This window comes from Streptomyces sp. NPDC032822 (genome assembly GCF_055578825.1).
Genome location: NZ_JBVIOL010000060.1, coordinates 1 through 1,166, shown reverse-complemented (window position 1 = coordinate 1,166; position 1,166 = coordinate 1). Strand labels below are relative to the sequence as shown.

The 1,166-nt window shown below is 66.4% G+C and carries 1 protein-coding gene; it reads right to left on the bottom strand.

Going from position 1 to position 1,166, the window contains the following annotated elements:
* A partial coding sequence (locus ACZ5VD_RS43925) for a B12-binding domain-containing protein (protein WP_468686096.1) occupies window positions 1-1,166 on the bottom strand: 1,166 nt, incomplete at both ends.

Below are 1,166 nucleotides of genomic sequence, written 5' to 3'. Positions count from 1 at the left end.
ACGCAGGGGAAGTAGCCGTAGACGACGGCGGCTTCGAGGAGGTTGTCGGTCTGGAGCTGGTCCAGGAGGCCGCGCAGGCGGGGGCGGCCTTCGGTCTCGACGAGTTCGTCGTAGGTGGGTCCCGGGCCGGTGCGGGCCTGCTTCAGTCCCCACTGGCCTTTGAAGAGGGCGCCTTCGTCGAGCCAGGCGGCGTATTCCTTGAGCTGGATGCCCTTGATGACGCGGGTGCCGGTGAAGGGCGGGACGGGCACCGGGTTGTCGGTGGCGACATCCGAGCGCACGGTGCCGGTTTCTTCCGGCTGTTCCTCCACGGTGGCCTGCGCGGTGGTGGTTTTGACGCGGCGTTGTTTGAGTTCGGGGAGTCTGGCGCCGGGGATGTTTCGTTTGACGCCGATGAGGGCGTCCATGAGGCGCAGGCCTTCGAAGGCGTCGCGGGCGTAGCGGACTTCGCCTTCGTAGAGGTCGTGGAGGTCGTGTTCGACGTAGGCGCGGGTGAGGGCGGCGCCGCCGAGGATGACGGGGTAGTCGGCGGCCATGTTGCGCTGGTTGAGTTCCTGGAGGTTCTCTTTCATGATCACGGTGGATTTGACGAGGAGTCCGGACATGCCGATCACGTCGGCGCGGTGTTCCTGGGCGGCTTCCAGGATCGCGGAGACGGGTTGTTTGATGCCGAGGTTGACGACGGTGTAGCCGTTGTTGGAGAGGATGATGTCGACGAGGTTCTTGCCGATGTCGTGGACGTCGCCGCGGACGGTGGCCAGCACGATGGTGCCCTTGCCCTCGTCGTCGGTCTTGTCCATGTGGGGTTCCAGGTGGGCGACGGCGGTCTTCATGACTTCGGCGGACTGCAGGACGAAGGGCAGCTGCATCTGGCCGGAGCCGAAGAGCTCCCCGACGACTTTCATGCCCTCCAGCAGGGTCTCGTTGACGATGTCCAGGGCCGGACGCTGGGTGAGGGCCTCGTCGAGGTCGGCTTCCAGGCCGTTCTTCTCACCGTCGATGATCCGCCGCCGGAGCCGTTCCTCCAGCGGCAGTGCGGCCAGTTCCTCGGCCCGGCCGGCTTTGAGGGAGGTGGTGGTGGCGCCCTCGAAGAGGGCCATCAGTTTCTGCAGCGGGTCATAGCCCTCGGCCCGCCGGTCGTGGATGAGGTCGAGGGCGGTGGTGAC